The sequence below is a fragment of the Streptomyces montanus genome, assembly GCF_005786655.1.
GTDB lineage: Bacteria > Actinomycetota > Actinomycetes > Streptomycetales > Streptomycetaceae > Streptomyces > Streptomyces sporangiiformans.
Map to the genome: position 1 here is coordinate 1 of NZ_VBZC01000081.1, position 26,435 is coordinate 26,435.

Genomic DNA, 26,435 nt, shown 5'->3' on the forward strand with positions numbered 1-26,435 from the left:
ACCCCGGGCGCGGTCGCCGGGTGGGACGCCGAGACCGGGCTGGAGGCCGCTCGCAGGGCGGTCCGCGGCCGGACCGCCCCGGCGCCCGCGCCCTGGCCCGTGCGGGGCGCCCATGTCGTCGACCTGTTCCCGCCGCCGCACCCGGCGCTCAACTGGGGCGGCGAGGACCTGCTGACCGAGGTGCTCGCCATCGATCCCACGGCCACGGGAACGGCGCTCACCGAGGCTCCGGCGGACCCGGCGGGCTTCGTCGCCGGGATCCTGCGCCGCGCCGAGGGTTCCGCGCTGGTGGTCGCCGTGCACGATGCGGAGCTGTACCCCTGGCAGGCCGAGCTGCGCGACGCGCTTCTGGCCGGGCGGCCGGATGCGGTACGGGTCTCCACGGGGTTGCCGGAGGCCGGTGACGCGGACGGTGTGCTCAGCTCGTACGGGCGGGGGCGCGTGAACCTGCGGGCGGTGGCGGAAGTGCTGGTGGGTGGGTGACGAGTGGGCTCATCGCCCTCCGCCTCCCCTACCTTCCGTCACCCACCCGAACCACCTCCCTGATCCCCCGCGCCGCCAGGTACCCCCCGTCGTCCGCCCGCGCGGCCAGGACCACCGCCGGCCGGACGCCCTCGGTGCGCAGCCTCATCCACGCCTCGAAGTACGCGCCGCCCGGCCCGGACACCGACCGCGTGCCGGGCGTGCAGTCGAGGACCAGGGCGGTGTCGCGCGGCGGCACGGAAAGGGGCACGGCGCGCAGCTCGGAGACGGTGTCGGCGAGGGCCGTGGCGATGGGCTTCGTGTGGCCCGTGGAGTCGAACAGGCCCAGGGTGTACTCGAGTTCGGGGAAGTCGGCCAGGGACCGGTCGACGTCGTGGGAGCACCACCAGGTCACGCCCCACAGTCCCGCGCACCCGGCCGCGTTCCGCACGGTCGCGCTCGCGAACTCCGGGGCGTCGGCCGCGGGGATGTGCGGTTCGGGCGCTCCGGTCTCCTGGACCCAGACCGGCCGCGCCGGGTCGTCGGCGTACGCCTTGGCGATCTCCACCCCGTACTCGGCGAGATGCAGCACCTGCGGGGAACGGGGACCGTAGCGGCGTGCGCAGTCGCCGGAGAACACCCACGGGTGGACCGTGGTCAGGTCGCCCTTGCGGGCGGAGGCCTCGGGGGTGAACGGGTGGTCGTCGCCGTACCAGGCGGCGTCGTACGCCGAGTGCGTGACCAGGTGGGGGTGGCCGGGCGAGGCGCCGGAGAGGCCGTCCCGGGCGGCGGCGAGGAGGGTGTCGAGGTAGTGGTCGACCTGCTCGGCCGTCACCGGGTTGTGTTCGACCATGTTGTTGAGCTCGTTGCCGAGCTGGAGCCCGATGAGGTGCGGCCGGTCGGCGAGGGCGCGGCCCAGAACGCGCAGCAGTTCGGCCTGCGCCTCGATGGCGTCGGGGTCGGTGAAGACGTTGCGGTGGTGCCAGCTCCTGGTCCACTCCGGGTAGAAGTCGAAGCTGGAGAGATGACCCTGCACGCCGTCCACGAGGACATCGAGGCCGGCCTCGGCCGCCAGATCGACCAGCCGCACCAGCTGGTCGACGGCGGCCGGGCGGATGAGCGTGCGGTTGGGCTGCAGGAGCGGCCAGAGGTGGAAGACCCGGACGTGGTCGAGACCCAGCCCGGCTATCTGCGCCAGGTCCTCGCGGGCGTGCCCCGGGTCGAAGTCGTGCCAGGAGTGGAACCAGCCGCGGCGAGGGGTGTAGTTGACTCCGAACCGGAGAGGCGGTGCGGGCGCGGGGGGAGTTCTGATGGGGTCCTCCTCGATGGGGGAGTGCGCGGCTGTACGCGAAGACTGTGCGTGAAGGCTGTGCGTGAAGGCGCCCCGGCGGGCGATCAGGGCTTGTCCTCGGCGAATGTATCAACCACCATGGTCGCCGATGAGCAATGAATTGAACCAGGACCTTGTGGTCGGTCTCGACGCGGGCGGCACCCGCACCCGCGCTGTCCTGGCGACCGCCGTGGACGGGCGCCCGCTCGGCGAGGGCCTGGCGGGGCCCGGCAACGCTCTGACCGTCCCCGTGCCGCAGCTCACCGAGCACCTCGCCGAGGCCGTCGGCCAAGCGGTGCCCGAGGGGGCGCGCGGCAGGGTCGTGGCCGTGGCCGGCGGTTTCGCGGGCGCCACGGGAGCCTCCCCGGACGAGCCCGGGCGCCTCAACGCGCTGGCCGCCCTCACCGCCGCGCTGCGCGACCTGCGCATCCCGGCGGAGTCGGTGGGGATCAGCAGCGACATCGAGGCCGCGTTCGCCTCCGCCCCCGGCGCCCCCGCCGACGGCCTCGCCCTGGTGGCGGGCACGGGCGCGGTGGCCGCCCGCATCTCCGGCCGCCGCTGCGCCGCCACCGTGGACGGCGACGGCTGGCTCCTCGGTGACGACGGCAGCGGCTTCTGGATCGGCCGCAGCGCGGTGCGGGCCGCGCTGCGCATGGCCGACGGGCGCGGCGACCCCACGGTGCTGGCCGCGTCGGTCGGGCGTGCGCTGGGGCTGCCGGAGGAGGTACTGCCGCACGAGGCCGAGGAGCTGCCGGGCGAAGCCGACGTCCTGCCGTACGCGGAGGAAGGCGCCGTCCCGCGGGAATGGACCCGGCACCGGCGCGAGGCCTACCGCATGCACCTGCTGCCCGCCGTGATGGCCCAGCCACCGATCCGGCTCGCCCGGCTCGCGCCCCTGGTGGTCGAGGCGGCCGGGCGCAAGGACGCCGTCGCCGGGGCGATCCTCGACCAAGCGGCGGACCAACTCATCGAGGCCGTCCGCGCGTTGGCACCCCGCCCCGGCGAGCGGATCGTCGCCACCGGTGGCCTGCTCGGCCCCGACGGCCCCCTGACGGCACCTCTGACCAGCCGGCTCCAGATCCTCGGCCTGACGCTCGACTGGGTGGCGGACGGCTGCCGGGGAGCCGTGGCCCTCGCCCGCCTCGGCGCCACCTGAACCGCACGCACGTACGGGACCACACGCCCGTACGGCACAACCATCACGGACGAAGGGACCGGCCGCATGCCGACTCCGGACCACGCGGCCCCCCTGGCCGAGCAGCCACCAGGGACCAGCACCCCGCTCTACCGGGACCCCCGCGCACCCGTGGACGCTCGCGTCCGCGACCTCCTCTCCCGGATGACCCCGCGCGAGAAGGCCGGCCAGCTGAACCAGCGCATGTACGGCTGGGACGCCTACCGCCGCACCCCCGGCGGCGACTTCGAGCTCACCGAGGCCCTGCGCGCGGAGACCGAGCGCTTCGCGGGACTCGGTGCCCTGTACGGACTCTTCCGCGCCGACGCCTGGTCCGGAGTCGACCACGCCACCGGGCCCGGTACGGCCCACGGCGCCGCCCTCGCCGATCTGGTGCAGCGTCATGCCGTCGCGTCGAGCCGCCTCGGCATACCGGCCCTGTTCGTCGAGGAGGTCCCGCACGGCCACATGGCCCTCGACGCCACGGTCCTCCCCGTCAACCTGGCCGTCGGCGCCACCTGGGACCCCGATCTGTACGAGCTCGCCGCCGCCCACGCGGCCGCCGAACTGCGCGCCCGCGGCGGCCATGTGGCCCTGGTCTCCGCGCTGGACATCGCACGTGATCCGCGCTGGGGCCGCACCGAGGAGTGCTTCGGAGAGGACCCGTACCTGGCCGCCCGGCTCACGGAGGCTCTCGTCCGCGGCATGCAGGGAGAAGCAGGCGAGGCCCGGGACGGCCTCTTCGCCGACGACAAGGCCCCTGTCGTGCTCAAGCACTTCGCGGGGCAGGGCGCCACGGTCGGGGGCCGCAACTCCGCCGAGTCGGAACTGGGGCTCCGGGAGCTGCACGAGATCCACCTCCCGGCCGCCCGCGCCGGAATCCGCGCCGGAGCCGCCGCCGTGATGGCCGCGTACAACGAGGTCGACGGGATGCCCTGCTGCGGCAACCGCGCCCTGCTGCACGGGCTGCTCCGCGAGCGCTGGGGCTTCCAGGGACTGGTCATGGCGGACGGCCTGGCCGTGGACCGGCTGGCCAGGATCACCGGCGACAAGGTCTCCGCCGGCGCGCTCGCACTGAACGCGGGCGTCGACCTGAGCCTGTGGGACGAGGGCTTCACGCACCTGGAGGAGGCGGTCGAGCGGGGGTTCGTCGGCGAGGACGCCCTCGACGCCGCCGTCGCCCGCGTCCTGAGTCTGAAGTTCCGCCTCGGGCTCTTCGAACGGCCGTACACCGCCGATCGTTCGGCACCGACGCCCTCACCCGCCCGCGGGCGCGTCCTGAGCACCGCCCTCGCCCGCGGCGCCGTCACCCTCCTCCACGACGACGGCGACGTGCTGCCCGTACGGCCCGCGGTGTCCCGCATCGCCGTGCTGGGCCCGCACGCCGCCACCACCGCCCACCAACTCGGCGACTACACCGCCCCCCAGCGCCCCGGCACCGGGGCCGGCGTCCTCGACGGACTGCGCCGCCTCGCCCCGCCCGGTCTCGCCGTCCGCCACGCCCGCGGCTGCGCCCTCTCCGGGGACGACCTCGCCGACATCCCCGAGGCCGTCGCCGCGGCGAGCGCCGCCGACCTGGCCGTCCTCGTCCTGGGCGGCAGCAGCGCCCGTACCCCGGACACGGACTTCGACGCCAACGGAGCCGCGCGCACGGCCGTCTCCGAGATGACCTGCGGCGAGGGTGCGGACCTCGCCGGACTGCGGCTCGGCAGGGCCCAGCACGCGCTGTTGGACGCCGTCACCGCCACCGGCACTCCCACCGTGGTCGTCCTGGTCCAGGGCCGCCCGCACGCCGTCCCCGAGGCGGCCGACCACGCGGCCGCGCTGCTCACCGCCTGGTACCCCGGCCCCTGGGGCGGGGACGCGATCGCCGAGGTACTGCTCGGGTACGCGGAACCGGGCGGGCGGCTCCCCGTCTCCGTCCCGCGCTCGGCGGGCCAACTGCCCGTCCACTACAACCACAAGGACACCGAGTACGGGTCGTACGTCGACGACAGCGCCGAGCCGCTCTACTCCTTCGGGCACGGGCTGACGTACACGACTTTCTCCTACGGCCCGCCGCGCCTCGCCCAGCACGCCGTCGAGGTCGACATCACCAACACCGGGCAACGCCACGGCCGTACGGTCGCCCAGCTCTACATCCGTCGCCTGCTGACCCCGGTGTGGCCGCGCACCCTCGAACTGCGGGCCTTCCAGGGCGTCGACCTCGCGCCGGGCGAGCGGCGGACGATCACCTTCCCCCTCGGCGCCGGCCAACTCGCCCAGGTCGGCGCCGACCTGGAGACGGCCGTGCTGCCCGGCACGCTGGAGATACGCGTCGCCGAGTCGTCGCGGGCCGCACTGACCGCCGTCCCTCTGACGCTGGTGACGGACCGTCAGAGCTTCACGGCCCCCGCCGAGACCCCCTTGTAGAACCACCGCTGCGTGATGAAGAACAGCACCAGCACCGGGACGATGGAGATCACCGACCCGGCCATGACCACCCGCTGGTCGTAGCCGAACGACGAGCTCTGCAGCCGGGAAAGACCCAGTGTCAGCGTCATGCTGCTCTCCGAGCGCAGCACGATCAGCGGCCAGAGGAAGTCGTCCCAGGCGGCGATGAAGGTGTTGATGACGACCACCATGATCGCGCCCCACGCGGACGGCAGATAGAGGTGCCGGAAGCGCTGCCACTCGCCCGCGCCGTCGATCATCGCCGAGTCCTCGATCTCGCGCGGCACCGCCAGGAACGCGCCGCGCATCAGCAGGACGTTGATGGCACCGACGAACCCGGGCAGCCACACGCCCACCAGGCTGTCGACCAGGCCGAGGTCGCGGATGCTCAGGAACAGCGACACCATGATCGATTCGAAGGGGAACATCATGGACGCGGCCAGCAGGATCCAGACGGCCTTGCGGCCCTTCCAGGCGGGCTTGGAGAGCATGTAGCCGGCCGTGGTGGAGAACAGCAGCTGGCTGGTGACGGACAGGAGGACCACGATCATGCTGTTCCAGATGTACGTGGCCACCGGCACCTGCTCGAAGACCGCCCGGTAGGCCCGCAGGGTCGGGTCGTGCGGCAGCAGTGTGGCGGTCGCCCCGAAGACGTCCTCGCCGGTGCCCTTCAGCGACGCGAGGAACTGCCAGATCAGCGGCCCGACGGTGATGCCGAGCACGAAGAGCAGCAGCAGGTAGCGGACGATCAGTTCCCGGGGGCGGCCGTAGTCACGCCAGCGGGGGAGGCGCGGCCGGCGCGGGCGACGAGTCCCGGTGGTCCGGGGCGCCTTCCGGGGTGCCTCGGCGGTGGTGAGGCTCGTCATGACTCGTCCTCCTTCGTCAGGCGCTGCGCCAGCAGGGTCAGCCCCAGCGTCAGCAGGAAGAGCGCCACACTGACCGCGGACCCGTAACCGGCGTTGCCGGTCAGGGGATCCAGGCCGACGTCGCGGATGTAGAAGGGCAGGGTGCGGTCGGCGCCGCCGGGGCCTCCGGTGGAGCTGCCGAGCATGTAGATCTCGGTGAACACCCGCAGCGAGCCGATGCCGGTGAGCGTGCCGACCAGCATCATCGCCTGTCGCACACCCGGCACGGTGATGTGCCAGAAGCGCCGGACCGCACCGGCGCCGTCCATGGCCGCCGCTTCGTGCAGTTCCCTGGGCACGTTCCCCAGCGCGGCCAGGTAGAAGATCATGTACCAGCCGAGTCCCTTCCACAGCGTCAGGCCCATCGCGGAGAACAGGATCAGCCACGAGTCGGACAGGAACGGGATGGCGTCCTTGATCAGATGGGCCTTCTCCAGCGAGGTGTTGATCAGCCCTTCGTCGGCCAGCAGCCACTGCCAGCTCAGACCCACGACCACGCTGGACGCGAGGACCGGTGTGTAGAAGGCCGACCGGAAGAAGCCGATGCCGGGCAGGTTCTTCTCCACCAGGACGGCGAGCAGCAGCGGCAGCAGCACCATCAGTGGCACCACGATCAGCGCGTACAGCAGGCTGTTGCGGGTCGCCAGCCAGAAGTCGGAGTCGTCCAGCATCCGCGTGTAGTTGGACCACCCGACGAAGCTCGCGGCGCCGCCGAGCGGCTTGGCGTCGGTGAACGACAGCAGGAGCGTGTTGAGGAACGGGAACACGCCGAAGACCGCCGCGCAGATGATGGCGGGCGCGGCCCACAGCCAGGGCTGCCACCAGCGGCGGTACAGCGCCGCGCCGTTGGCGCCGGGAGCGGGGCCGGGCCTGACGGCCCGGCCCAGTCGGCGTATGCGGGACGGGGCCGTGCCCGGCACGGAGGCTGTGCGCTCCGTACCGGGCACGGACACCGGCTTCGCGGTGTCGGTCACCACGTTCAGCCGCCCTGCTTCAGCAGTTCGTTCGCCTTCTCCTGGGCGTCCTTCACCGCCTGCTCGGGGCTCTTCTTGCCCTGCATGGCCAGCTGCACCTGGGACACGATGGCCTTCTGCACCGCCGGGGAGATGACGGTCTGGTAGGCGGTGGCGGTCTTGAGCTGCTCGGCGACGAGCTTGCGGGCCTGCGCGAACGGGTCGTCACCGGTGGCGTTCTGGAAGAACGGGTCGTCCAGCGATTCCGTGGTCGTCGGGAAGATCACGACGTTCGGGTCCTTGCACCAGGCCGTCTGGTTCTCGGCGTTGGTGAGGAACTTGGCGAACGCGAGCGCCGTGGGGGCGTTCTTGCTGGTCGAGGCGACCGAGATGTACTGCGGGGCACCGGTGGTGTGGCCGAGCGCGTCGAAGGGCTGCTGGCCGACGCCGGTCTTGTCGTAGACCGACGGGCTGTTCTGCTTCACGAAGCGCACGAAGCTCGGGTTCGTCGAGCCGTACGCGACCTGGCCCTGGCTGTACGGCGTGGAGGGGTCGTTGCTGGAGGACAGCGAGTCCTTCGGCATGGCGCCTTGCTTGTACAGCTTCGCCATCCATTCGACCCACTGGGTGGTCCTCGGATCATCGGCGAAGGTGGCGGACTTGCCGTCGGCGGACAGCGTCTTGATGTCCATCTGGTCCCAGTCGGCCGGTATACGCCAGATCGGGTTGGCCATCGTCGCGTAGTACTTGCCCTTGGCCGATTTGGCGACCTTCTCGTAGTCGGCGAACAGTCCGAAGATGGTCTTCGGCGGATTCGCGGGGTCGATCCCGGCCTTCTTCAGCATGCTGGTGTTGTAGGTCAGCAGGACGCCGCCGGTGTACCACGGGAACACGGTGTGCACGGACGCGCCCTTGGCGTCCTTCATGGTGCTGGACTTCCAGAACGCCGGGACGAAGGGCTTGGCGGAGGAGGGGTCCTTTGCGCCCAGGTTGAGCAGGTAGCCGTGCTTGGTGAGGGCCGTCGCGGTCTCGGCGTTGAGGTTGATCACGTCCGGCAGGGTGCAGCCCTGGGCGTCGGCGACGTTCCGCTGGGTGAACGTCGCGTCGCCGGGGTCGTCGATCCACTTGACCTTGGCGCCGGGGTTGGCCTTCTCGAACGCCTTGATGACTCCGTTGAAGAACCCGCCGAAGTCTTTCTTCAGGTTGGTGGTCTGGAAGGTGATCTTGCCCTTGATGTCGCCGGAGAGCTTGCCGGAGCCGACGTTGCCCTTGTCGACCTTGCAGTTGCCGACGGCGGCCTCCCCGTCGCCGGAGCTGCCGCCGCCCGACAGACCGCAGCCCGCGGCCGTCAACGACACGACAACGAGACACGTCAGGGATCTGGTGAGTCTTCTTGCGCGCATGCTGCCCTCCTGGGACCAGCGGCTGCTGGTTCAAATCACCAACTTGGAGTCCGGTTGATGAAAAGGTGGACCAGAATTCATCGGAGGTCAATGGGTTGCCGTGTTGCGTTTCGGTTCCGTACGCGACTCGTGTATGTCGTCCGCGTACGTGAGCCGCGTACGTAAGCCGCGTGCGTGAGTCTGCGGACGTGAGATCCGCCGGCTGATCAGTGCCGGTGCTCGTGGTCCGGGTGGGAGGGGTCGCCGGGGTGCTCGTGACCGACGGCGTACACCACTCCGGCGCGGGCCTGGTCCAGCCAGTCGAAGAACGCCCGCCGGCCCGCGGTCCGCCGCAGTTCGCGCGCGATGTCCTCGCGGATCTGTTCGTACGGCAGGAAGTCCTCCGGCGCCGCCCCGCGGAAGGGGTCGACACCGCGCCGCAGCGCCTCCGGGGTGAGGAAAAGATCCTGGTTGCGGTCGTAGTAGTCCCGCACCGCCTCCTCGGGGGCGGTCTGCTCGGCCTCCAGCGCGACGAGCAGGACGCGCGCGGCCGGGGAGTGGGCGAGCGCGGCCGCGACGATGCTGCCGAGATCGGCCACGTCGGCCTCGGCCACGGCGAGCACCTGGGACGGGGACACCTCTTCAGGGACCTTCAGCCCCCGCTCCGCGCAGGCCCGGCGGGCGAGTTCGTCCGTGACCACCACCTGCGTCGCCCACCGCCGCCGCTGCCGCTCGGCGCGGGCGAAGGCATCGGGGCGCGTTGCGCGGTCGCGCGGCGGGACGACCTCCAGCAGCGCGTTCACCCGTTCCTCGGCGAGGGCCGCACCGTTCACCAGAGCGGCCGTCCCGCGGGGAGCGTGGGGAGGGCGGGGAGCGTGGTCCTTCACAGCGTCACCTCCAATGCGACGGCCTCCGTGTAGGCGACCCGGCCGTGCCAGGCGATCTTCGCCATCAGCCAGTACGAGCCCGGCGGCATCGCACCGCCGTCCACCTCGATCGCGCACTCCAGCAGTTGGCCGGGCGGCACGGTGAAGCCCTGGCAGCCAGGACCCACCCCCGGCCAGGTGCCCCAGGAGGACACGGCCCACAGGGTGCCGTTGACCGGGTCGCGCGTGGTGTTGCGCACGGTCACCGGAACCCGGCCTCGCTCACCCCTGCGGATGCTGAGCCGCTCAACTCCCAGTTCGGACACCAGCGTTGGGCCGGTGCGCCCGTCCGGCTCACCCTCCACAGCGGTGCCCGGCACGTCGAGGGCCACGACGTCCTCGTACGTCTGACCGCCGTACGACAGCCGTGCGGCGAGCCAGTGACGGCCGGGTACGGCGTCGGGGGCGGGCGCCACGGTGACCTGGGCGAGCGTGAAGCCGCCGGGGTCCAGCGCGTACGGCAGTTCGGCGGGCTCGGCGGACCAGCCGGGCGGCACCCGCAGGGCGACGGTGCCCGAGACTGGGGCGTCGGTGAGTTCCGAGGCGACCCGGACGGTCGCGGTGACGGGTCCGGAAGCGGTGAGCGCGGTGGGCGAGACGTACACCGCCACCGGCATGTTGCCGCGCGGCGCGGGGCCGGAGTTGTGCAGCCAGTAGCGCGTGTGGACGGGCCGGGCGGGCTCGTGGGCGGCGACGCCGGGGCCGGTGGACGTCGTTGCCGGACGGTTCGGTGTGGCCAGGACGGTGGCGACCTCGAAGCCGGTCAGGTCGGTTTCGAGGCCGCCGTCCTCGACCGGGGCGAGTGGCTCCCCGGGAGTCTCCAGGACGTCGGCGCGGGCGCCCGCGGTCCACGCCCGCGGTCCGCGTACGCGCGGTCCGTGGACGCGCGCCCGCACCGGCCGTCCGTTCACCTCGTGCATCCGTACGACGACTCCGCGCGCCGGGTCGGCGGGGGCCGCGCTGCCCCGGGCGAGCGGGGAGCCGGCCGGCTTGAGGGCGTCGAGGAGCACCTCGCCGGCGGGCTCCAGGCCCAGCAGGGTGGTGGTCCTCGGCAGCAGCGCGGCTTCGCAGGTGGTCCGCAGCCGTGTGGTGAGCGGGTGGTTGAACTCGTGTCCACGCGCGGGCAGTCGCAGCTCCCGCCAGTCGCCCTCGCCCGCGACGACGGCGTACTCGAAGGTGTGCGACCAGCGCTGGAGCTGGAACGCCGAGCCGTCCGGTGCGGTGCGGCGCGGTGGGTCGATCCAGATGCCGGACGGCCAGCCGGTGCAGGAGCGCATCAGGGACATGTAGAGGTCGCCGGAGGCGGTGACCACACAGCCGGGCGTGCCCCGGTTGAGGACGGCGAAGCTCCGCCCGTCCCAGGCGTCGCCCGGCGGCAGTGCCTCGCCGCCGCCCGCCGCCGTGGCCGTGACGGTCGCGTCGTCGAGGTCGGCGATCAGCGCGTCGACCGCCTTGGCGTCGTCCTCGGGCCCGCCGCCGGCGACGACGAGCAGGGGGAGGCGTTCGAGGTCGCGCAGGTCGGCGCCGGGCACCCACTCCTCCCGCAGCCCGGCCCGCGGCGCGACCCACACTGCCGCCACGCCCCGCTCGGCCAGCTGCCGCCTGAGCTCCCGTCCGGCCGCGGGGTCCCAGCCGAGGGCCTCGGCGACCAGGGAGTTGCGCTCGGGCGAGCCGACGGCGATGCGGATGTCGGGGAGATTGGAGTCGACTTCGAGGTCGCCGTAGCGCGGCCCCCCGGCGATGGTCGAGGTCGCCGTGACCCCGGCGCGCACGAGGGCCGCCGCGAGCGGGGTGCCCAGCTCGCCGGCGTCGTCCCAGTCCGCGTACACGAGTTCGGCGACCCCGATGGACCGGTGCCCGAGGAGCGCGCCGGAGTCGTCGTGGACGGCCACCCGCGCGGTGGACCCGAGCCCGAACCAGGTGTTGGCGGGGTTGTCCAGCGTCCACGGGAACCGTTCGCTGTCCACCTCCACGAATCCGAACCCGCGCCCGATGACCGCGTCGGCCACCTCGTGCACCGGCAACCCGCCCTGGACGGAGGACGGCCACCGCACCCGGATGAGCCGGTCGGCACCGTCGTACCCGTCGATCGTGGTCGTCGCGTCCAGCCGGTCGACGCCCTCCCACAGGCACAGCCGCTGGGTGTACCGGAACAGGCCGAGATCGGCGGTGACCGTGATGCGGGAACTGCCCCCCGAGCGCTCCACCGTCACCTCGGCCGGCACGTCGCGGCTTCGGGCGACGGTGGTGCCGGTCGGGGTCAGGTGCCAGGGCCCCTCGCCGAAGCGCGGATGCCTCGGGTACTCCTCCTGGACGACGAGTTCGTTGCCGACGTCGCCGGGACGCAGCAGTTCGCGTCCGCCGTCCGCGCGGGCGCGCAGGCTGCTGACGGCGCCGCCGCGCGCCGGGTCGACGGTCACCTCGTAGAACTCGTTGCGGATGGTCGTGCCGTCGCCGCGCGGCGTCCACCCGGACACCGAACCCTCGGCCAGGGGCAGGGTTTTGAGGCCGAGCCCGGGCACGTCCGGTACGACGACGCGGAGCCGGCCGTCCTCGTCGTGCACGGCGGGGAGGGGAAGGCCGGTGCTGTCGTCGAGCGGGAGGAGTCCCCGGTCCTCGATGGTGACCACGTCCCGTCGCGACCAGGTCGAGGAGTTGAGGACGACGAGGTCGGGGGTGCCGCCGGGCAGCGGGGTGACGTGGTCGGTGAGGGCCTGGGTGGCGTCGGCGTGCACGGTCTCGGCGAGGTCGTACAACTCCCGCCAGCCGGTGAGCAGATCGATGTAGACCTGGTCGGACTCGGAGCCGGTGATCGCGTCGTGGTGGGCGCCGTAGACGAGCTGCCGCCACGCCTTGTCGAGCGCGGCGTCCGGATACGGCCGTCCCGTGACGAGGGAGGCGAGCGTCGCCCAGGCCTCGGCGTCGGCGAGCAGCGTCTCGCCGTACCGCTGGGCCTGCTTGGTGTCGATGTACGAGACGTCCTTGCCGGTGTAGACCGGGTTCATGTCCCGCGTCTGCGGCGAGGCCTTGCGCCCCTCGGCGTCCAACTGCGCCCGCACGGCGGTGAAGAAGTCGCGCGGTACGGCGCTGATGAACCGTGGCCAGACGTAGCGGGCGTTCCAGTCCCGGTGGATGTCCATGACCCAGCGGCAGGGCGGCGCGTAGTCCCCGCCGACCGGGAGCAGCACATTGCGGGTGAGCGCGACCTGCTTGAGTCCCTTGAACAGCTTGTACGCGGCCCGCTCGGCCTCGGGGAGGGTGGGCGCGTTGTCGATGGCCCAGCCGGCGCCGTAGTGGTTGACCATGTAGGCGGTCAGCAGGCCGCGCCCGGACGGGGCGATCCAGCTGAACTCGGCGGGGAACTGCATCCTGTTCGGATCCCGCGGCTCCTCGCCGAACACGGAGAGGGTGGGTCCCCACTGGTGGTAGGGCCCGCGCGCCCACGAGCTGGAGGAGAGGCCCGCGTCGGCCATGAGCCCCGGGAACTGCGGGTCGTGCCCGAACGCGTCCAACTGCCAGGCGGTTTCGGGCGAGGCCCCTAGGATCGCCCGCTGGAAGCCGTCTCCGTACAGGGCGTTGCGTACGGTCGCTTCGGCGCCGGTCAGGTTGGTGTTGGGCTCGTTGTAGGTGCCGCCCATGATCTCGACGCGGCCGGTGCGGATCAGCTCGCGCAGGAAGGCCCGCTCCTCGGGAAAGGCGTCCCAGTACGGCTTGAGGTAGTCGACCTCCGCGAGCACGAAGGTGTACGCGGGGTCGCGGCGCGCCAGATCGCAGTGGGCGCGCACCAGGCTCATGCCGGACTGGCCGCGTGAGTCGAAGGCGCGGGCCGGCAGGCCGCTCGTCGCCGGGTCGTCGGCGACGTCCCAGGTCTCGGTGTACGCGCCCTGCGTGTTCCACCAGACGGGGTCGTAGTGGAAGTGGCTGACCATGAACATGGTCCAGCCCGGTTCGGCGGCGACGAACTCACCGGTCCGCTCGGCGGATCGCGTCGGATCGCCGGCGTCCCGCGCGGTCACGGTCACCGGGCAGCGGGCCCCGGAGGCGAGGTCGCCGGCCATGGGTATCTCGGCGCGGACGGTGCCGTCGTCGCCGACCGTGGCGAGCACTTCCTCCGCGCTGCGCACGCCCGGTCCCGCGGCGCTGAGGCTGACCGTACGGCCGGGCTCATGGCCGATCTCGGCGACCAGCACCTGGTGCGGCTGCTCGGGGTTACCGACGAAAAGCTCGGTCGACTCGACTGCGGTGACACGCATGGGTCTCCTACGAGGGTTCGGCTGAGCCTCATCCTGACACCGCCGGGATGGTTCAAACAACCATGCGTTTGCTATTCCGGTGGTTCATCCATGCAGATCGCCACAGTGATCGCCGCAGTGATCACCGCGGGCGGAAGGGGCGGCTCAACGGGCGCGGCGGGACTTCACCGCGTGCTGGCCCGCGATGTGGTCGGTCAGGGACAGGGAAGCGCTCGCGCGCTGGTACGACAGCTGCGCGACCCGTACGTACAGGCAGTCGATGAGCACCAGCACCGAGTGCCGTGCGCCGATGCTGCCGGTGCGGAAGCTGGTCTCCGACGACGAGGAGATGAGGCGGACGTCCGCGGCCCGGGCGAGCGGCGAGCGCGGGTCCGCGGTGAGGGCCACGGTGGTGGCCCCACGCTCCTTGGCGAGTTCGAGGGGTTCTAGCGTCTCGCGGGTCGCCCCGGAGTGCGAGATGCCGATGGCGACGTCCGCCGGGGTGAGCAGGGCCGCGGAGGTGGCCGCGGCGTGCACCTCGTTCCAGCCGCGCACCGAGCAGCCGATGCGGAAGAGCCGTACCTCGGTCTCCTGGGCCACCGCGCCGCTGCCGCCGACGCCGTAGACGTCGATGCGCCGGGCACGGGCGACGGCCTGCGCGGCGCGCTCCACGGCGTCGAGGTCGATGCGCTCGATCGTCTGCTGGACCGCGCGCAGGTCGGCGCTGCCGACGACCGCGACGACCCTCTCGAGGTCGTCGTCGGGGGAGATGTCGGGGCCGATCTCGGCGGTGCCCCAGTCGGAGACCTCGCCCCGGCCGCGCTCCTGGGCCAGTTCGATCAGCAGGTGCTGGTAGGAGTCGAGCCCGATGGCGCGGCAGAAGCGGGTCACCGTCGCCTGGGAGGTGCCGGTGCGGCGGCCCAGCTCGGCGGCCGAGCAGTGGGTGACACCGGCCGGATCTTCCAGGATCAGCTCCCCCACCTTCCGCAGGGAGCCGGCCAGGCGGGGCAGCTCGGTGCGGATGAGTGCGGTGACGTCCGTCGGGGGCATTCCGTTGCCGGCGCCGGTCCGTTCCATGGGGGTTCCCGATCTTCTAGATGCTCAGTGGTGAGAATGTAACAGCCACCGTACGACGCCCAGATTGAAATTCAGGACCGGAAGTCCGGAGAGAGTCAGGAGACAGTCGGGAGGCGGTTGGGAGGCGGTCGCAGCGGTGTTCGGCCGAGAGGTCCGGCCGTGATCGGATGTTGCCCGCCGCTCCCGGCGTGTGTTTTATTCATTCACAGAGAGCTGTACGCGATGGTGGTTCAATCCACCAGTGGGGAGTGCCGCGTGTCCGTCGAGTCCGTGAACGCCAGCGGTTTCGCGCGTGAGAGCCTGGCCGTCCTTGACCGCATCACCGAATCGGCCCGTGACGAGGTGCGGCGAGCCGCCGAGCTGATCGCCGACTGTGTGAGCGCGGACGGCGTCATCCAGGCGTTCGGCACCGGACACTCCCAGGCCATCGTCCTGGAGGTCGCGGGCCGCGCCGGTGGACTGGTGCCCACCAACAGACTGAGCATCGCCGACCTCGTCCTGTACGGCGGTGACGACCCCAGTGTGCTCGACGACCCGCTGCTGGAGCGCAAGCCCGGTGTCGCCGAACGGATCTACGACCTCGTCGCGCCACGGCCCGAGGACCTCTTCGTCATCGTCTCCAATTCCGGCGTCAACAGCGTGATCGTGGAGATGGCCCTGCACGCCAAGGAACATGGTCACCGCGTCCTGGCCGTCACCTCGCTGACCCACACGAGCGCGGTCCCCGCCTCCCACTCCAGCGGCAAGAAGCTCATGGACATCGCCGACGTGGTACTCGACAACGCCGCTCCGCGCGGCGACGCCCTGCTCGGACTCCCCGGCGGAGGCGCCGTATGCGCCCTGTCCACGCTCACCGGGGTGATGCTGGTCCAGATGGCGGTCGCCGAGGCGACCTCACTCCTCCTGGCCGCCGGCCACCGCCCACCGGTCTACGTCTCGGCCAACGTCCCCGGCGGCTTCGAGGGCAACCTGGAGCTGGAGGAGCGGTACGCCGGCCGTATCCGCCGCACCGCGAGCTGACCCCCACCTGGTCAGTCCACGGGTACCCGGTTCCGAAGGTGTGGCCAACTCCCCAGAGCATCAAGGCGGGTTCGGGTCGCCTCACTGTCCCCGACCGGGTCGTTCGAACGCGGAGGGCCCGATGCTGAATCAGACATTCAATGGTGCCTGCGAGGTTGACCGCGCCCCGTGGGGGCGACGCGGTCCGCGACATCAAGGTTTGCGGGCCACCGCCCCGTACATCGCGATGTCCTCGTCCCGGATGGGCTCCGTGCTCGATCCGTCCGGGTGCCACTTGTGGACCTGGGTGATGCCGGGCTCCACGAGTTCGAGGCCCTCGAAGAACTCCTCGGCCTCCGCGAACGTACGCAGCCGCATGGGCATGTTGCGGGCCGCGTACTCGCGCGCGACACGCCCCACCTCCTGAGGTGCGAACTCGGCGGTGCCGATGGACATCGCCAGGTAGCTGCCCGAGGGGAGGGGTTCCAGGAGGCGGCGGACGATGCCGACCGCGTCGTCCTCGTCCAGGACGAAGTGGACGATCGCGATCACGGTGAGGGCGACCGGCTGGGTGAGGTCGAGCGTCTCGCGGAACTCCGGGGCGGCGAGGATGCTCGACGGGTCGAGCATGTCCGCCTCGACGTACGAGGTCCTGCCCTCGGGGGTGCTGGCCAGCAGGCCCTGGGAGAGGGTGAGGACGATGGGGTCGTTGTCCACGTAGACCACCCGGGACTCGGGGGCCACCGACTGGGCTATCTCGTGGAGGTTGGGGGAGGTGGGAATGCCGGTGCCGATGTCGAGGAACTGGCGCATCCCCGCCTCCTCGGCCAGCCAGCGCACGGCGCGGTTCATCCAGTCGCGGTTGGCACGCATGTGGATCGGCAGGGCGGGCCACTCCCGCGACATGGCGTCGCCCGCCTCCTTGTCGGCAGGGTAGTAGTCCTTTCCGCCGAGGATGTAGTCGTAAATGCGCGCGGAGTGTGCGCTCTCGGTGTCGATACGGTCGGCCGGCCATCCGTTGTCGGGCACGCCGCCCCTCCCATCAAGTCGTCGGTAAGTGCGAATGCTCAAAGGCGAACGATGCGAACGCTCAAGAAAAAACAGGGGTGTTCACAGAAGACAGGGGTGCTCACAGAAGGAAGTCGGCGTCACCCGCCTTCACGCCCGCCAGAAAGCTCGTCATCTCACGCGGGGTGAACACCAGGGCCGGGCCGTCGGGGTCGGTGGACTGCCGCACCGCGACCCGTCCGTCGCCCAGCTTCTTCACCTCGACGCAGGCGCCTCCCGCGTCGTCGCTCCACGGCTTGTACCAGTCCTGCGTGCCGAGATCCCGGGACGGCATCCCGCTGTGTATGTGGTGGTGCACTGTCAGAGCTCCTTGCGTATCGCACCGAGGAGAGCCTCGGTCTTACCGGCGGGCGCCGACTGGGCGCCCAGCCGGTCCAGGGCCTCGCGATAGACCAGGACGTCGTCTTCCTTGTCGAGATAGACAGCGCCCACCAGGCCGCTGAGATAGACGATGTCGGGCAACTCGCGCGCCCTGAACCGGAAGAGATGGAACGCGCCGGCCCGCATGGCCGGATGCGGACCGTTCCCGAACGGCATGATCTGTACGGTCACATGGGGAAGCGCGTTGACCGCGATCAGATGGTCGACCTGGGCGCGCATCACCTCGGGCCCGCCGACCGGCCACCTCAGCACCGTCTCGTCCATCACGATCCACACGCGCGGCGGCTTCGGACGGGACAGCAGTTCCTGACGCTGCATGCGCAGCGCGACCCGGCGCTCGGTCGCGTCGGTCGGAGCATGCGGATTGCCCGCACTCAGCAGCGCACGCGCATAGTCCTCGGTCTGCAGCAGGCCGTGGACGAACTCCGCCTCGTACGCACGGATCTGCAGCGCCGCCTGCTCCAGACTCAGATACGCGGCGAACCAGTCCGGCAGCACATCACGGTACGTGTGCCACCACCCGCGTTTGTTGGCCTCACGGACCGACTTCAGGAAGGTGTCGATCTCCTGCTGGTCCCGCACGCCGTAGACCTGAAGCAGTTTCTCGGCGTCCGTGAGCCTGAGCCGGGCCACCTTCGCGGCTTCCATGCGACGGATCGTGGAGTGGCTGACCCCGATCGCCGCGCCCGCCTGCTCGTACGTCAGACCGGCCCGGGTCCGCAGCTCCTCGAGCTGCCTGCCGAGGATCATGCGCAGCACGGACGGGGCGCCGCCCCACTCGGTTTCCGCGGTCACGACTTACCCCCTCACGCTCACGCTCGGGCTTCTAGATCGCAGTCTGTCACGATCATCCGTCTCCGGAGCGGCCTGTGCGCCACAAAATGCAATTTTCAAGTTGTTGGTTGCGAGGTGTAGTTGGCAGGTGTCACAGTGGTCGTATCGTCCCGGCCCGGTGAACGAAGCGGTCGTGCAGCCCAGTTGGGGGAGCAGGGGCCGCAACTGATCGCTCACGGCGAGTAGTTGGTCGCATCGTGTGACGAGGCCGGATGACGCGACACCGGCACGCCGCCTGTGGTGCGAAGGCAGACGAAAGGCGAACGGCGATGGCTACGCCCTCCCTCCCCCAGCCGTTGGGCCGACTGCCCGAGGACGACCACCTCCACAGGACAGCCGTGTTCGGCCTGCCCGCGAACCCCGCGTCGGTGGCAGTGGCCCGCCGCAATGTGCGCGAGCTGCTCGGCGAGTGGGGCGTGAGCCGCGAGACGGGCGACAACGTAGTCCTGGTGACCTCCGAACTCGTCACCAACGCCATCATCCACACGGCGAGCGATCTGATCGTGTGCCGACTGCGCACCTCCGGAGAGCTGCTGCGCATCGAGGTCGAGGACCAGAACTGCTCCCGCACCCTCCCGGCAGTGTGCCGGCCGAAGCCCGACGACCAGAATGGACGCGGGCTCATGCTGATCAGCGAACTGAGCAGCGACTGGGGAGTCACGGACACCGCCGACGGAAGCGGCCGCATCGTCTGGGCCGAGCTCCCGTCGTAGCGGTGGCACACGGACTGGAGGCGGTGCGCGTCGCCGAAGTACTGGTGAGCCGGCCCGGTGCGGAGCCCGGGCGGCGCGGGTCGGGCTACCGGGTGGGAGCGCGGTGCGTGCTGACGGCGGCGCACGTGGTGGCGGGGCCGGTCACCTCGGTACGGGTGCGCGTCGATGCCGATCGACCGGGGGAGTGGAGCGCCGACGCCCACGTCGTGCTCCTCGCCGAAGCCGCCGATGTCGCCCTGTTGGAGATCACGGGCGCGCCGTCCGTGCCCGGCGGCAGCGAGCACCCTCGCTACGCCGCGGTGCCCGACGCCGACGTGGTGCTGCCCTTCAGCGCGATGGGCTTTCCCCGGTTCAAACTGCGGACGGACAGCATGCGCCTCCTCGACGACGGCGCCCCCAGCCAATACCGGGACTCCTGCCACGTCACGGGGACGGTCTCCGTACTGTCCAACCGCAGGGAGGGCACCCTCGAACTGGCCGTCGTCGCACCGACGGGTGACAGCGAACCGCAGCGCTCGCCCTGGGAAGGCATGTCGGGTGCCGTGGTGTGGTGCGACGGTGCCGTGATCGGAGTGGTGAGCGCCCATCACCGCTCGGACGGGCGGGGGAGGCTGGCAGCCAGCCGCGTCGAGCACTGGTACGACGTGCTGTCCGCCGCCGAGCTGGAGCGTTTCCACCAGTACGCCGGCCTCCCGGCGCGTGAGCGGCTCGGGTCCGCCGCGGACCCCGTACAGGCCCCGTCGGTCACCGGTCTGGCCGCGCTGCCTCCCGATGTGCCGCTGCGTCAACTCGCCGACCTCGTCGACGCCTTGGTGGAACTTCCCTCGCTGCGCAACGCCAACAGCCTGGCCCTGGTGCTCGACAGCATCGACGCCCAGGTCGCGGCCAACAGCCCGCGGGATCCCCGGCTGAGGATGGACGTGTACGGGATCGTGCGCACCTGTCTGCGCTATCCGGGCACCCTCGATCAGCTGCTGGAGACCGTACGTCTGCTGGAGGGGCCGTCCTCGGAAGTGGCCCGTGTCGACCAAGAGGCGGCCCAACTGGCCCGGCAATATGGCTGACTTGATCTCGCGGCGCGGCCTGGTTGCGGGGTTTCGGCATGCGCCGCGCTGGGTCATCATGATGAAGCACGGACCGCGCGGACAAGGAATTACGGGAGGGGACTTGGCAGCCGTGGAGCAATCGATTCCTGCCGTCGAGTCCGGTCTCGTAGATCTCTCGGGGGTTTCTCTTGAAGCGCTGCGCTCCATGGACGGCACGGCCATCGCCGAGTCGCTGGAGCGGCTGCTGCTCTACATCGACAACCCTCAGTCCATCACGGAGTCGGGGCACAACCCTCAGTCCATCAGGGAATCGGGGCACAACCCGTCACGCTTCGACTGAGGGGATCGGCTCGGTGCTGGGGAGTACTCATGCCGGGTGAGCCCGCTGCCCCGGCGGACCTGCCGTTCCACCAACTGTCCGCGGTGAGCTTACGGGCCCTTGCCCGAGGCGAGGGCGATGGCCCCGCGGTTGCGGAGCTACTGGCCGCCGAGCGCAGCCGTCGGCTGCTGCTTCTGCGGGCCCTCGACGCCGGTGTTTCCGAAGGCGACCCACCGCAGCCGTATGGGACGGCGCCGTCGCACCGGGACGCCTGGTCCCTCCTCGAACGTGTCCAGCGGCAGGCGCCCGAGGTGTTCGAGGACGTCCTGATGTCCCCGCCCACGGGTATGTGGGTGTCCCACGCGCTGCGTCAGATGCGAGGCAAGCCCTCGGAGGACGCTCCCTTGTGGGTGGTGCTCGGGCACCTGTCGGCGCTGGCCGCCGCGGCCGGAGCCCGGGCCGGTCTGGACTTCTCGTTGGCCGTACCGGTGCGCCGTGGCCTGGTGCCGCTACCGACACTGGGGTGCGCGGTGCTGCCCGTGCGTGAGCCATGGGGCGTGGCCCAAGTCGAAGCCGGGCGAAGCAAGTTGACGATCAGTGGCGAGCACGGCCAGGTGCTGGTCCCGCGGGATGCGGAGGCGGACGGTCCTGGCTGGCATGCGGCACGCCACGTCGTACTGGAGTCCGGAGAACGTCCCAAGCGCCTGCCCCTCGACGAACTGGACCCCTACCGGACGTTCCCCCGTCCGAGCGAGCCCCGGCTCCTGTCCGCCGCGGAGGCCGAGGCATGGGAGGGCATGCTCGCCGACGCGTGGCAGATCCTGCTGCGTGACGAGCCGGAGAGCGCCGAGGCCATGCGGCACGGGCTGCTGTCGATGGTTCCCACGCCGACGAGGGAAAGGTTCCGGCCGTACAGCGGGACGGCCGGGGACGCGTTCGGCGGTGTCACGGCGTCCTGTCCGGACGACGTGCCGCAACTCGCCGCCACGCTGGTGCACGAGTTCCAGCACACCAAGCTGAGCGGCCTGATCCACCTGCAACCGCTGAGCATCGCCCAGGACCCGCAGGATCCGGAGGAGCTGTTCTACGCCCCTTGGCGGGATGATCCTCGCCCGCTGAGCGGCTTGTTGCAGGGGATCTACGCCTTCACGGGGGTCACCCGTTTCTGGCGCGTACATCGGTACGCCGCTGGTGCCGCGCAGGCCTCGTCGGCGCACTTCGAGTTCGCCCTGTGGCGTGCGCAGGTGTGGTCCACGCTGAATCTGGTGCGCGGTCACGAACGGCTGACACCCCTGGGGCGGCACTTGATCGAGGGGCTGCGCGGTCAGTGCGCACAGTGGCTGGCCGACCCGGTGCCGGACGCCGAGCTGGAGCTGGCCCGGGAGGCGGCAGCCGACCACCGGGCCCGCTGGCGCGCGCACCATCTACGGCCTCCCGCCGCGGCCGTGGAGGAGGCTGTGCGGGCCTGGCAGCGGGGCGATGACCGTGCGCCGGCCGGCCTCGCCGCCGAGCCTGAACTGGTGCCGGACAGTGAGTTCGGTCTCCTGGACACCGCGGCCGTCCTGGTCCGGCTTCGCCTCAGCGAGCCCGACGGGGCCTGGCGGCAGGCTGCCGCCCAGGGCTCCGCAGATGCCGCTGGTGTCGAGGGCGCCACCGCGGCGGACGTCCTGCTGGCCTGCGACGACCGGGCCGGCGCCCGAGCCGCCTACGTCGCGCAGCTCTCCGGCAAGAGCGCACCCGTGGCAGCCTGGGCCGGTCTGGGGCGGGCACTTGCCGGTGAGGGGCAGGTCCGGAATGCCGCCTCCCGCCTACTGCTCCGCTATCCGGAGCGGGCCCGTGCCGTGCACGAGGCGGTCGCGGCCACCACGGACCGAGCCCCGGACCCCGTGCGCCTCGCGGAGTGGCTGGGCCGGGGCCTGTCCGGCGGATCAGGGTCGGACAGGCCGGACAGGCCCTAGGGAAACTGACCGGTCACAGCCTCAGCGGGTCGATGTCGCAGTTGGCCCGCTGCCCTTCCCTGGCCTGCAGCGTGGCCGGGTGTGCGGTGCCTGGGTCGGCGCGCAGCCGTGGGGCGTCGAGAACCCGCTCCAACCGCTCCAACGTGTCCTGGCGGAGTGCGGCGCCCTCTTCCTCGGCGCCGGTGGCGATGAGGTCCATCGCGAGGTTCCCGGCGCACGCCAACGTGGTCGGGTGGTCCGGCCCGAAGGTGGACAGGCACAGGGGCAGCATCGTCTCGCCCCGGGTGCGGGCCTCGGCGTGGTTGCCGAGAGCGGCGAGATCACTGGCGAGGTTGATCGCACAGTTGAGGGTGGTCGGATGAGCCGTGCCGAGCCGCTCGGTGAGGGATGCGAGAGCAGTCTCGTCCAGGCGGTGCGCCTCCTCCGGCTGGCCGAGCAGCCGAAGGGTGACCGCGAGGTTGATGTCCGAGGCCAGGACATGCGGATGGTTCGGGTCGAAGACCTGGCGGTAGTCCTTGCAGGCGTTGACGCCGCGTGCGCGGGCCGCCTGCAGGTCGCCGTTCTGGCGCAGGGCCACCGACAGGGCCAGCGCGGCTGACAGCGACTGGGGGTGGGCGTCGCCGTAGCGCCGGGTGAACTTGCCGTAGGCCTCCGTGGCCAGTTCGAGAGAGCGGGCGTGGTCGCCCGCCTTGCGGCAGGCTTCGCTGAGTTGGCGCATCACACCGGTGGTGGCGGGGTTTCCGCGGCCGAACACATCGCGGTGCGCCTCCAGTGCGGCTTCCTGGAGGGCACGCGCACCGACGTAGTCCCCCGTCTCCCGCACGTCGATGGCGACGGAGTTCTCGGTGATCAGAGTCCGCTGGTCGTCGCGGCCGAACAGCCGCAGCTTGAGTGCCAGCGTGTGCTGGTCCAGCTCCAGGGCCCGGCGGAATTCACCGGCCAGGCGCAGGCTCACCCCGAGGTTGTGAGCGGTGTTGAGGGTGGTGGGATCGTCCTCGCCGAAGGCCCTGCGGGCCCGCTCGTACGCGATCTCGTCCAGCTCGGCCCCGGTGGCGAACCGGCCTTCGGCGCGGCGTACGGCGGCTTCGAGGTTCATCGCATCCAGGGCGTCCTCGCGGGTGTCCTCGCCGTCGGCGGGGGCGGTCCGCACGTAGATCTCCCTGAGCTGCGCCACCAGCCTGGCCGCGTCGTCGAAGCGGCCCACGACCAGATACATGAAGCAGAGCCACTGCCCCATGAGGAGTGTCTGCTGGTCCTCCTCGCCGAAAACGGTGCGCCAGGAGTCCCAGGCCTGCTCGGAGAAGTCGAGCGACACCTCGTGGTCGCCCCAGTAGTAGAGGTAATTGGCGATATTCATGACCAGCTGCCGCACCCACGGCTGGTCGGACTTGATCGCGTCGGAGGCGATGACGTGACCGTAGAGCTCGGCATACCGGGACCAACTCCCCGGGTTGGCCGGGGATTTCGGGTCGGCGGCGGCCAGCAGGGTGTGGGCGCCATGGCGCATACGGGCCTGCTCTTCGGCGGTCATGCGGTTGTTCAGCACGAGCTGTACCAGGCGATGCATCTCAATCGAGTTCGTGCGGTGGTCGATCCGCGCGAGGGAGTAGCGGTTCACCTCCCTTATGGCGCGCGCGAGCTTCATCGGGTCGTTCAGCGCCGCGTCCAGCTCGGGGAAGATGCTGCTGTTCCCGAGACCGGAGAAGATGGACCGGGAGATCGGGTCCGGGGCGAAATGGGAGCAGAGCTGCAGCAGCCTCAGGGCTGCCGGGCTCCGGGTTTCCAGATGGTCGAGGGAGACGTTCCAGGCCGCGGCGACGGGCAGCTGATAGTCCGGCGGCGGGGCCACTTCGAGGAGTTCGGTGCGCTTGTTCTCGAACAGCCGAAGGTATTCGGAGGCGGGCATTCCCGTCTCCGCCCGCCAGGCGGCCGCCTGTTCCAGGGCCAGGGGCAGATCGCCCAGCGCCTCGGCCAGCTGATCGGCCTCGTCGTCCTGCAGCGGCGGCCCGGAGCGGCGCAGCAGTTCCTTGCTCTCCTCGCGGGTGAACACATCCACTTCGAGGGATCCGCCGACCAGCCCCCACCGCCGGTTGCGGGAGGTGACCAGGATCGTTCCGTTGCCGCCCGTCGGGAAATAATGACGTACCTGCTCCGGATTATCGGCATTGTCGAAAATGAGCAGCCAACGGGAGAAGGGCCGCCCCTCGCGCAGCGCCTCGCGGACCGCGGGACCGGCGATATTGGCCTCGGTACTGGTCTCCAGCCCCAGGCGCCCGGCAAGCTCCACCAGCGCCTGCCCGATCTGGCCGGGCCGCTCCGCGGGAATCCACCACACGATGTCGTACTCCGACTGGTGGCGATACGCGTACTCGATGGCGAGCTGTGTTTTGCCGACACCGCCCATTCCGTGAATCGCTTCCGGCAGAACCGTGGTCGTGCCTTCCCGCAGACGCTCGTCAAGCTGTTCCAGCAACGCCATGCGGCCGGTGAAATTGGGATTTCGGGGCGGCAGATTTCCCCAGACGCGGGGTTGCGATGTGCGGTCCCCCTCCACCGTTCGCTGGGGCGTAGTCGACATCTCCGATGCTCCTTCAGAAACGGTTCGAGAATGGGGGGGAGCACCGTGTTCAGCTACCCCCGAGCCGGACGGTGCGGGGCCGGGGCCTGACGAAATGTGAGGTGTTTTCTCCAGGCTGACCGCGTATCGCCGATCGTGCCAGTGCAACACCCTGGCCAACATGTCGGCACGCTGGGCGTACCGCCCCGATAGCGCTCGCAGCGCAGCGAGCTCCACGCGCAGGAATGCGATATTGCGACTGTTCACGCGCGGCATGGCCAGGGTGTCCAGCGGTTCGCCGGGCGGCGGCAGGGGCGAGGCGGCTTCGTCGTCCGCGTTCTCGGCCAGTAACGCGCGTACGTCACGCAGAATCCGCGCGGTGTCGCTTCGGCGCCCCAGGGCCAGGAGCTCCTCGCGGATGTCGGGAGCGAAGGTGAACGCCACATCCGCCGGACCCTCGCCGCGCACCCGGCCGGCCCGGACCAGACCGCTCATCAGCAGTTCCGACACATGGGCCGGGCCCGCACCCGGAGTCGTCCGCACGATCCGCTGGATGACGGGAAGACTCAGCGGCGCGGCGGACAGCCGGGTCGCGAGCGTGAACGCCGTGGGGGAGGCGCCGGCCCGGAACTCCGAGACTCGTTCCGCCGCGGGCACCGTGCTCTGCGGGTCGGGGACGTGCCCCACCCAGGGGAGGCCACGCGCGGCGTCGGGCCTGCGCTTCCACTCCCTGGCCTGAATGGCGGACAGATCCAGCCAGTGCGGCTCCCGCTCCGAGACCAGGCGCGTCAGGGCCGCCGCCCAGCTGTTGGTCAGAGCGAGGACCGGGATGACGACGGAGCCGGCGTCGGTGTCGGTGTCGGCGTCCCCGTCGGCGTCCCCTTCGTCTCTTTCGGTCCGGTGTTCGTCTCTTTCGGTCTCGTGTTCGTCCGTGCCGGGTAATTCCACCGGGGCGACGCGCGGTTCCCAGTCGAACTCGCTGTTGGCCGCCCAGGCACGGGGGGCACGGATCCGCACCCGGGAGACGTCGAGCCCCGTGCGGAACCACAGCTGCTGGGGCAGCAGGTGGACGACGGCGACGGGGGACGTACGTCCCCAAGTGCGCAGCAGGGGCTGTACCGCGCCCGATCTCCAGCCGGCGGCGAGCCCGTCGGTCAGCATCAGCACCACACGGCGCACCCGCGCGCCGTCGCCGAGCGGTTCCTCCAGACGCATCCGCGCCGGATCGGTCTCGTCCGTCCCCAGCAGACGCACCACCCGGACCCGGGAGAAGTCCCCCGCACGGTCCAGTTCACCGGCCAGCTCGCCGACGGCCCGGTCCCACAGTTTCATCGTCAGGTGGGTGTCGATGACGAGGACCGCCTCCGAGGGCTCCTGGTCCCCCGGTCGGCCGAGCCTGCTCAGGACATGTGCGGCCTCCTGCCGAGCCCGCGTAGCCGGTGCTGGTCCCTGACCATCGTCATCGTGCATAGGTGCTCTCAAAGCGTCGAGGTGACGGTGAGAGGTGCGCGGAGTCCCGCAGACCGCGGGCATGCGTGACGTCCACAGGCAAAGCCTCGCAGTGCGTGAGCTCTCCGGGCAAGTGCGTAGGGGGGCTCATGCGAGGTGTGCGCAAAAGCATGCCAGGGAGCACGACACCGGGAGGGAACGCATGTACGGCAGTCGAGGCATGCTGGTTCACGGCGA

At 71.1% G+C, this 26,435-nt stretch carries 18 protein-coding genes and 1 pseudogene; 8 read left to right on the forward strand and 11 right to left on the reverse strand.

Annotated elements, in window-relative coordinates; genetic code table 11:
• Window positions 1-483 (forward strand): annotated as a pseudogene (locus FE633_RS42010) (sugar hydrolase); the annotation flags it as partial.
• A 28-nt stretch (window positions 484-511) separates the two neighbouring features.
• On the opposite strand, the gene FE633_RS42015 reads toward FE633_RS42010, so the two are convergent.
• Entirely contained in the window at window positions 512-1,789 is a 1,278-nt protein-coding gene (locus tag FE633_RS42015; protein WP_138050437.1) for a glycoside hydrolase 5 family protein, read from the reverse strand.
• Window positions 1,790-1,901: 112 nt separating this feature from the next.
• Here FE633_RS42015 and FE633_RS42020 point away from each other — a divergent pair, with 112 nt between their 5' ends.
• Both FE633_RS42020 and FE633_RS42025 read left to right on the forward strand, forming a co-directional pair.
• Window positions 1,902-2,948 carry an N-acetylglucosamine kinase gene (locus FE633_RS42020; RefSeq protein WP_138050438.1) on the forward strand — a complete coding sequence of 349 codons (1,047 nt, stop codon included), beginning with the start codon at window positions 1,902-1,904 and terminating at the stop codon, window positions 2,946-2,948.
• 66 nt (window positions 2,949-3,014) lie between these two features.
• Window positions 3,015-5,378, forward strand: a complete 2,364-nt coding sequence (locus tag FE633_RS42025; protein WP_138050439.1) for a glycoside hydrolase family 3 N-terminal domain-containing protein — start codon at window positions 3,015-3,017, stop codon at window positions 5,376-5,378.
• Here the strand turns inward: FE633_RS42025 and FE633_RS42030 are convergent.
• From FE633_RS42030 to FE633_RS42055, 6 genes are all read right to left on the reverse strand, one after another.
• Window positions 5,342-6,265: a carbohydrate ABC transporter permease gene (locus tag FE633_RS42030; protein ID WP_138050440.1), complete on the reverse strand. Its 924-nt coding sequence runs from the start codon at window positions 6,263-6,265 to the stop codon at window positions 5,342-5,344. The genes FE633_RS42025 and FE633_RS42030 overlap by 37 nt on opposite strands.
• Window positions 6,262-7,281, reverse strand: a complete 1,020-nt coding sequence (locus tag FE633_RS42035; RefSeq protein WP_138050441.1) for a carbohydrate ABC transporter permease — start codon at window positions 7,279-7,281, stop codon at window positions 6,262-6,264. The genes FE633_RS42030 and FE633_RS42035 overlap by 4 nt, the downstream gene beginning before the upstream one ends.
• 2 nt (window positions 7,282-7,283) lie before the next feature.
• Window positions 7,284-8,660 (reverse strand): extracellular solute-binding protein, encoded by a 1,377-nt coding sequence (locus FE633_RS42040; RefSeq protein ID WP_138050442.1) that lies wholly within the window; start codon window positions 8,658-8,660, stop codon window positions 7,284-7,286.
• 206 nt (window positions 8,661-8,866) lie between these two features.
• Entirely contained in the window at window positions 8,867-9,526 is a 660-nt protein-coding gene (locus FE633_RS42045; RefSeq protein WP_138050443.1) for a peptidyl-prolyl cis-trans isomerase, read from the reverse strand.
• Window positions 9,523-13,818, reverse strand: a complete 4,296-nt coding sequence (locus FE633_RS42050) for a glycoside hydrolase family 38 N-terminal domain-containing protein (RefSeq protein WP_138050444.1) — start codon at window positions 13,816-13,818, stop codon at window positions 9,523-9,525. The genes FE633_RS42045 and FE633_RS42050 overlap by 4 nt, the downstream gene beginning before the upstream one ends.
• Before the next feature lie 144 nt (window positions 13,819-13,962).
• Window positions 13,963-14,847, reverse strand: coding sequence for a MurR/RpiR family transcriptional regulator (locus FE633_RS42055; RefSeq protein WP_138050459.1), 885 nt, complete (start codon window positions 14,845-14,847; stop codon window positions 13,963-13,965).
• 282 nt (window positions 14,848-15,129) lie between these two features.
• Between FE633_RS42055 and FE633_RS42060 the strand changes: the two genes are divergently transcribed.
• Window positions 15,130-15,894, forward strand: coding sequence for a sugar isomerase domain-containing protein (locus FE633_RS42060; RefSeq protein WP_138050445.1), 765 nt, complete (start codon window positions 15,130-15,132; stop codon window positions 15,892-15,894).
• A gap of 192 nt (window positions 15,895-16,086) precedes the next feature.
• Here the strand turns inward: FE633_RS42060 and FE633_RS42065 are convergent, their stop codons facing one another.
• From FE633_RS42065 to FE633_RS42075, 3 genes are all read right to left on the reverse strand, one after another.
• Window positions 16,087-16,902 (reverse strand): SAM-dependent methyltransferase, encoded by an 816-nt coding sequence (locus tag FE633_RS42065; protein ID WP_138050446.1) that lies wholly within the window; start codon window positions 16,900-16,902, stop codon window positions 16,087-16,089.
• Window positions 16,903-17,002: 100 nt separating this feature from the next.
• The gene (locus FE633_RS42070) at window positions 17,003-17,215 is read right to left on the reverse strand and encodes a DUF397 domain-containing protein (RefSeq protein ID WP_138050460.1); all 213 of its coding nucleotides are present in this window, start codon (window positions 17,213-17,215) and stop codon (window positions 17,003-17,005) included.
• Window positions 17,216-17,241: 26 nt separating this feature from the next.
• Entirely contained in the window at window positions 17,242-18,117 is an 876-nt protein-coding gene (locus FE633_RS42075; RefSeq protein ID WP_138050447.1) for a helix-turn-helix domain-containing protein, read from the reverse strand.
• Between the two features lie 308 nt (window positions 18,118-18,425).
• On the opposite strand from FE633_RS42075, the gene FE633_RS42080 reads away from it, so the two are divergent.
• The 4 genes from FE633_RS42080 to FE633_RS42095 all read left to right on the forward strand — a co-directional run bounded on the left by FE633_RS42080 (window position 18,426) and on the right by FE633_RS42095 (window position 22,192).
• Entirely contained in the window at window positions 18,426-18,869 is a 444-nt protein-coding gene (locus FE633_RS42080; protein ID WP_171060346.1) for an ATP-binding protein, read from the forward strand.
• A gap of 2 nt (window positions 18,870-18,871) precedes the next feature.
• Entirely contained in the window at window positions 18,872-19,933 is a 1,062-nt protein-coding gene (locus FE633_RS42085) for an effector-associated domain 2-containing protein (RefSeq protein WP_171060347.1), read from the forward strand.
• 112 nt (window positions 19,934-20,045) lie between these two features.
• Window positions 20,046-20,255 (forward strand): hypothetical protein, encoded by a 210-nt coding sequence (locus FE633_RS42090; protein ID WP_138050449.1) that lies wholly within the window; start codon window positions 20,046-20,048, stop codon window positions 20,253-20,255.
• A gap of 29 nt (window positions 20,256-20,284) precedes the next feature.
• Window positions 20,285-22,192, forward strand: a complete 1,908-nt coding sequence (locus tag FE633_RS42095) for an HEXXH motif domain-containing protein (RefSeq protein ID WP_138050450.1) — start codon at window positions 20,285-20,287, stop codon at window positions 22,190-22,192.
• 13 nt (window positions 22,193-22,205) lie between these two features.
• Here the strand turns inward: FE633_RS42095 and fxsT are convergent, their stop codons facing one another.
• On the reverse strand, window positions 22,206-26,219 hold the full coding sequence (fxsT, locus tag FE633_RS42100) for an FxSxx-COOH system tetratricopeptide repeat protein (RefSeq protein WP_138050451.1): 4,014 nt from the start codon (window positions 26,217-26,219) through the stop codon (window positions 22,206-22,208).
• Window positions 26,220-26,435 lie beyond the last annotated feature (216 nt).

Bases quoted from the DNA above. Each gene is read 5' to 3' on its own strand.
- FE633_RS42055 (WP_138050459.1), bottom strand. From the start codon at position 14,847: ATGCCCCCGACGGACGTCACCGCACTCATCCGCACCGAGCTGCCCCGC.
- FE633_RS42020 (WP_138050438.1), top strand. From the start codon at position 1,902: ATGAGCAATGAATTGAACCAGGACCTTGTGGTCGGTCTCGACGCGGGC.
- FE633_RS42040 (WP_138050442.1), bottom strand. From the start codon at position 8,660: ATGCGCGCAAGAAGACTCACCAGATCCCTGACGTGTCTCGTTGTCGTG.
- FE633_RS42095 (WP_138050450.1), top strand. From the start codon at position 20,285: ATGCCGGGTGAGCCCGCTGCCCCGGCGGACCTGCCGTTCCACCAACTG.
- FE633_RS42080 (WP_171060346.1), top strand. From the start codon at position 18,426: ATGGCTACGCCCTCCCTCCCCCAGCCGTTGGGCCGACTGCCCGAGGAC.
- FE633_RS42025 (WP_138050439.1), top strand. From the start codon at position 3,015: ATGCCGACTCCGGACCACGCGGCCCCCCTGGCCGAGCAGCCACCAGGG.
- FE633_RS42030 (WP_138050440.1), bottom strand. From the start codon at position 6,265: ATGACGAGCCTCACCACCGCCGAGGCACCCCGGAAGGCGCCCCGGACC.
- FE633_RS42050 (WP_138050444.1), bottom strand. From the start codon at position 13,818: ATGCGTGTCACCGCAGTCGAGTCGACCGAGCTTTTCGTCGGTAACCCC.
- FE633_RS42070 (WP_138050460.1), bottom strand. From the start codon at position 17,215: ATGCCGTCCCGGGATCTCGGCACGCAGGACTGGTACAAGCCGTGGAGC.
- fxsT (WP_138050451.1), bottom strand. From the start codon at position 26,219: ATGCACGATGACGATGGTCAGGGACCAGCACCGGCTACGCGGGCTCGG.